Below are 5,879 nucleotides of genomic sequence, written 5' to 3'. Positions count from 1 at the left end.
AACCCGGAACCGGGAGCCCCATGCCTCAGGTGCCAAGGCCCCCGGTTCCGGATCTTCGCTTCGCTTCGTCCGGAATGACGGCAGCAAACCGTTTCGACCTGTGACCACCCATCCCCAAGGCTTCGCTCGCCCGGGATAAGGAATTGCAAGATCCCATGTGCCTCACCTGCGCCCACACCATCCACCGCCGTCAGCATAATTTTGGCTGGAGCCGCGACTTCGCGCCCGTCGTTACCTGCCGACCGGGTGAAACGATCGGCTTTGAATGCCTCGACGCCGGCAACGGCCATTTCAGCAAGGCCTCCACCGCAGCCGACGTGCGCACGCTCGACTTCGCCAAGGTGAATCCGGTGTCGGGGCCCGTCTTTGTGGAGGGCGCCGAGCCGGGTGACGCGCTGAAGGTGACGTTCCGCAAGTTCATCCCCTCGGGCCTCGGCTGGACCGCCAACATCCCCGGCTTCGGGCTGCTGGCTGACCAGTTCCCCGACCCGGCCCTGCATATGTGGAGCTACGATCCCGCATCCCTGGCGCCGGCCGTTTACGGCCCGAAGGGTCGCGTGCCGCTGAAACCCTTTGCAGGAGAGATCGGCGTCGCGCCGGCCGCGCCCGGCGTGCATTCCGTGGTGCCGCCCCGCAATGTGGGTGGCAACCTCGACATTCGAGACCTAGCCGAGGGCACCACGCTCTACCTGCCGGTGGAGGTCGCGGGCGCGCTGTTCTCGATCGGCGACACCCATGCGGCGCAGGGCGACGGCGAGGTGTGCGGCACCGCCATCGAAAGCCAGATGGACGTCGAACTGACCCTCGACCTCGTCAAGGGCGCCAACCTGAAGAGCCCGCGCTTCACCACGCCGGGCCCCGTCACGCGCCACCTTGACGGCATGGGCTACGAGGCCACCACAGGCGTCGGTCCCGACCTGATGACGGCCGCGCGCGAGAGCGTGATGCGGATGATCGACCTTCTCGGGGCCGAGCACGGGCTTGCCCCCGTTGATGCCTATATCCTGCTGTCCGTGTGCGGCGACCTGCGCATCAGCGAGATCGTCGATCAGCCGAACTGGCTGGTTTCGTTCTACTTCCCTCGCATCGTGTTCTCGTGACCGACCCGATCCTCGTGGTTCGCAACCTGTCGATCGATGCCCGCACGCCCGAAGGCTTGCGGCCGGTGCTGGAGAACGTGAGCTTCGCTCTGCAGCCCAGCGAAACCCTGTGCCTCGCGGGCGAGTCGGGTTCCGGCAAGTCGCTCACGGCACTGGCTATCATGCGGCTGCTGTCGCCGTCGCTGAAGCGACGGGACGGCTCGATCGTGCTGGATGGCCGCGAGCTGACGACGCTGCCTGAGCGCGCCATGCGGGGTTTGCGGGGTGGCGCCGTCGCGATGATCTTCCAGGAACCCATGACGTCGCTCAACCCGGTCATGACCGTGGGGGCGCAGCTCACGGAAGCCATCCGGGCCCACGGCGCCGCTGCGGGCGGCGGCGCCGAGGCGCGTGCCCGCGCCATGCTGGATGCCGTGCACATTACCGACCCGGCGCGGCGCCTCAGCCAATACCCGCACGAGCTGTCGGGCGGCATGCGCCAGCGCGTGATGATCGCCATGGCGTTGTCGTGTCGACCCAAGGTGCTGATCGCCGATGAGCCCACGACGGCCCTCGACGTTACGGTTCAGGCCCAGATCCTCAGGCTCGTGCGCGAGTTGAAAGCCGAGTTCGGCACCGCGGTCGTGCTCATCACCCACGATATGGGCGTGGTGGGCCAGATGGCCGATCGGGTGCTGATCCTCAACAAGGGCCGCGTCGTGGAGGAGGGAACGGCCTCGGCCGTTCTGCATCGCCCCGAACAGCCCTATACGCGGCAGCTCCTTGCCGCCGTGCCCCGTCTTGGCGCCCATGCGGGCACCGATGCCCCGCCGCGCGTCACGGAGGCGCCGCCCGTGCCGGTGGCACCCGGGCCCGTGCTCTTCGTCCGCGACCTGTCGGTCACCTATGGTCGACCGGCAGGACTGTTCCGGCGCCGGACCCCAGGTCCAACCGTTGCCGGCATCGGCTTCACGGTAAAGGCAGGGGAAACGCTGGGCCTCGTGGGCGAGAGCGGCTCTGGCAAGTCGACGGTCGGCAAGGCCGTGCTCGGCCTCGTGCCCTTTGTCGGGGAGGTGGTGATCGACGGGCAGGCTATCGCCGGTTTGGCGCCGCGCGCCATGAAGCCAGTGCGCCGGGTGGCGCAGATGATCTTCCAGGACCCTTATGCGTCGCTCGACCCGCGCATGTCGATCGGCGGCGCCATTGCGGAGCCGCTCGCGATCCACGGCATCGGCAACGCGGGCGAGCGACGCGACCGCGTTGCCGCGCTGCTCCGCCGTGTCCACTTGCCGGCCGATGCCGCGTCCCGCTACCCGCATGAATTTTCGGGCGGCCAGCGCCAGCGCCTGTGCATCGCCCGTGCGCTGGCGCTCGAGCCGAAGCTGATCGTGGCCGACGAAAGCGTCTCGGCGCTCGACGTTTCGGTGCGGGCGCACGTGCTCGACCTCATGGCCGAACTGCAGGAAGAGCTTGGCCTCGCCTACCTGTTCATCTCGCACGACATGGCCGTTATCGAGCGCATGAGCCACCACGTCGCGGTGATGCGGGGCGGCGCGATCGTCGAGCAGGGGCCGCGCCGCTCGGTGTTCGAGGCGCCCCAGCACGCCTACACGCGCGCCCTCATGGAAGCGGTTCCGACCTTCGCTTGATCGCCGACCGGGGTTCGAGCCGTTGCGATCATCGGCCCCAGTCAGGGCGTTCATCGTCGCCGACCTCGGTCGGGTTCAATCCCTAGGTCCTGGTCTTTCGTGAACGCGCGCGTCCAGCACGGGACGCAGCGCATCGGCCCAGCGGACGTAACCCTGCTGGTTCAGATGAAAGCCATCGAGCGTCAGGGCGGGGTCGAGGATCCCGGCTGGTGCCATGATCGGGTTGAGGTCGAGGAAGGTGCATCGTCCAGCCTCGGCGCAGGCCCTGCGCTCACAGGCGTCCAGCTCCCGGATCGGCCCGTTCAGCGTCGGGGCGGCGGTCAACAGCGTGGCGTGCAGGATCAGCGGGTGATCGGCCGTCAGGCGCCGCACCAGCAGGGCCACGGTGGTGCAGGTCGCCGCCACGGTTTGGTGCGCCGCAAGGTCGTTCTCGCCGATCATCAGGGCGATCGTGGCGCCGGGCGCGGCCAACTCGTCGGCACGCTGCAGCAAGCCTTCCGCCGAGTCGCCCGTGATGCCGCGGTTGCCGACATCCGACCGCCGCAGCAGCGCCGGCCAATCGGCGTAGTCGACCAGGGAATCGCCCGCCATGACGATCGGCATGGTGGAAGGATTGTCATGGTAGAGCGCCTGCTTGTGCAGCATCGGCCAGTTGGGGGTGAAGTCGGTGTGGAGCACGTGCATCTCGACGCCGGCGATCAGCCGCCACACTGGCGACAGGCGCAGCTGTACCACCGTGACCCCAAGCACCACCCCGGCGCAGAAAGCCGCCATAACGGCCACCGACACGGCGAATCTTCTCACCCTTGCTCGTCCTTGCCGGGCTTGAGGTCAGGATAAGCGCGCCGAAACATCTATCAGAGTTTCATAAAGCGCCTCGCGCGCCGGCATGGCGTTGAAGGCGTGGTCGACACCCGGCACGATGCGGACGGGCCGTCCGAAGGTTTTTTCCAGCCGGGCCGGCGCCCGTCCGAAGCGGACGTGAAGATCCGTCAGCCCCAGGTCGCCGGCGCTGTACAGGAGCGCGAGCTGAGCACCGCGCCGCCGCACCGCGGCAATGCGGTCGGGAAGGCGCACCGCTCGACGATCGCGGGTGAACGCCGCGGCGAACCGCCGTCGCATGTCGTCCCTCAAGCGCCGCATCAGCGTGCGGATGATTTTCAGGACGGGCGTGCGTCCGCCGAGCACCCGGCGCCAGGCAGGTCCGTGCCCGGCGAGGCTGAGATAGGTGGCGATGCTCCGTGCCGCCGTTGCGGAATAAGGGGCGCCTCCATGGGCCAGGTCCCAATCGAAGCAATACAGGTTGACAAGCACCGCCCCGGCGATGCGGTGATCCCGGCAGATCGCATGCAAGGCCAGATAGGCGCCGTTGCACGTGCCGGCGACGATGATCGGCCCTCCCCAGCGGGTCGCGATGTGATCGACCGCAGCCCGGACATCGTCGAGCGCGGCCAGATCGTAGAGAGGAAGGCGGCCGTCCGGCCGGTCGGGGCTGTCGCCCGCGCCCCTGAGGTCCATGCGCAGGGATCGAAGGCCGGCGCCGGCCAACCTGCGGGCAAGTTGGGTTGTTTGCCGCCCTGGGCCCGAATGGACGTCGAGGCCCATGTTCAAGAAGAGTACGACCGGGTCTCGCGGTTTGACGAGCGGGTGACATTCGACGCCCACCACCCCCGGCCCGAAGCGGACCGGCTCCTCGAACCCATGCGGTCCCTCGATCCGAGCTTCCGACGGGGAACGCGACGCAAAAGAGGGCATTCGGTTGCTTGGTAGGCCACGCGCGACATGCTCGGCCACAGTCGCCAGGGTCGCCTCGCTGAACCGGGATTCGAGAGCGTTGGCGCAGAGGTGCGCCAGATCGGGAAAGGGCAGGGTGGTGATCGTGGCGCCGAGATCCCGGTAACGGTCCGCCAAGGTGCCGCGATCCTGACCCATCAGCAGGATGTGGGTGGCCGGTCGATGATCCCGCCGCATCAGGTCGATCCCGGCGATCTCCGTCAGAACTGTCGGGGCGAGGGCGAAGCCGCCAGCCGTGACTGCGCCTGCCGTGGCCGGCATGGGGCTGCCATCGGGCAGCACGTCGATCATGCGGGCTTGCAGCGTCGCTTCGCGGATCAAAGCCTTGCCGGTCGCGAAGGGCGCCAGGAGGATCATGCGGTCGATGGGCTCGTCGTCCGCCACCAGTACCGCCAGGGTACCCCCGAGCCTGAGGCCGACCAGCACTACCTCGTCGACCGCGGCCACGGCGCGCAGATATCGAACGGCGTGACGGATCGCTTTCGTCCAGGGCCCTTCGTGCTCGAGCGTGTCGTCACCCGAATCGCCCGAACCGGGATAATCGAAGCGCAGGGTGGTGCATCCCGTTGCAGCGATGCGCCGGGCGAGTTCGCGCCATGGGCGATGAGCGCAATGCTGCTCGTAGCCCCACGTGCCGCAGAAGATCACACCGCGACCGTTATGGCCCGGCGTCAGCCATCCGAAGAGGCTGCCGATCGAGACTGGTCGCTCCTGCGGCTGTGGCTGGGCGAGTGGTGCCGGGTATTCTGCAACGGCCGTCAGCATACCGGTGCGACCGCCGTGGTTGCCTGCATGGGAGAAAGGAGCGACGCCCGCACGGTCCTCGTGCCAGCCTCGGCCTCGACGGATCGGCCGATGGCCGAGCGCCTTGGCCGCGAAGCGCCGGCCTCATCGACCAGAACCTCGATAAGCCGGTCGTATTGCGCCGCCAGGGCCGCGACCTTGTCGCCGACCTCCGCGACCTTGTTGCGCGCGGCGGCGCGGGCGAGCTGGAACTGCAGCAGCTTGGCCTCCTGGGCGATGGCGTCCGCCGCTGCCTCGGCGGGTGCGAGGCCGGTCTCCCCCGCCTCGCTCAGCCAGGCCAGATGGGCCTGCAGGCAGCCGAAGTTGGCGCCGAACTGGCGCAGCACGTTGAACGCATAAGCGTGAAAGTAGGCTTCCGGCCGGTGCGCCAGCGCTTCCGTGTCGCGCCCGAGCTCGTTCGCCCAGGCGCGGAACGGGTTGCGGCGTGGCCGACGGGCCAGGTGCTCGGCCAGCAGCACGCGGGCCGTGGCGACCGGGTCGGCGGCCGGCGGCCCGACGTCGAACTTGATGATCTCCGCATAGGGCAGCAGTGGCAGGTCGCCCGGCCGGTAGG

At 68.5% G+C, this 5,879-nt stretch carries 5 protein-coding genes; 2 read left to right on the top strand and 3 right to left on the bottom strand.

The annotated features are described in order from the left end of the window. Positions 1-155 precede the first annotated feature (155 nt). Positions 156-1,100: an acetamidase/formamidase family protein gene (locus P7D22_RS05295; RefSeq protein WP_319933259.1), complete on the top strand. Its 945-nt coding sequence runs from the start codon at positions 156-158 to the stop codon at positions 1,098-1,100. Then, positions 1,097-2,728, top strand: coding sequence for an ABC transporter ATP-binding protein (locus P7D22_RS05290; RefSeq protein ID WP_319933175.1), 1,632 nt, complete (start codon positions 1,097-1,099; stop codon positions 2,726-2,728). Before P7D22_RS05295 ends, P7D22_RS05290 begins: the two co-directional genes overlap by 4 nt. Before the next feature lie 75 nt (positions 2,729-2,803). Here the strand turns inward: P7D22_RS05290 and P7D22_RS05285 are convergent, their stop codons facing one another. The 3 genes from P7D22_RS05285 to P7D22_RS05275 all read right to left on the bottom strand — a co-directional run. Further along, a complete protein-coding gene (locus P7D22_RS05285) occupies positions 2,804-3,532 on the bottom strand; it encodes a GDSL-type esterase/lipase family protein (RefSeq protein ID WP_319933174.1) in 729 nt (242 codons plus the stop codon). 27 nt (positions 3,533-3,559) lie between these two features. Continuing rightward, the gene (locus P7D22_RS05280; protein WP_319933173.1) at positions 3,560-5,287 is read right to left on the bottom strand and encodes an alpha/beta fold hydrolase; all 1,728 of its coding nucleotides are present in this window, start codon (positions 5,285-5,287) and stop codon (positions 3,560-3,562) included. Next, positions 5,281-5,879, bottom strand: a 599-nt coding sequence (locus P7D22_RS05275) for a DUF1839 family protein (protein WP_319933172.1), incomplete at its 5' end; no start/stop codon positions are given. The genes P7D22_RS05275 and P7D22_RS05280, both read right to left, overlap by 7 nt.

Source organism: Lichenihabitans sp. Uapishka_5, from assembly GCF_033947565.1.
Classification (GTDB): domain Bacteria; phylum Pseudomonadota; class Alphaproteobacteria; order Rhizobiales; family Beijerinckiaceae; genus Lichenihabitans.
This window is presented reverse-complemented; position numbering and strand designations above follow the sequence as displayed.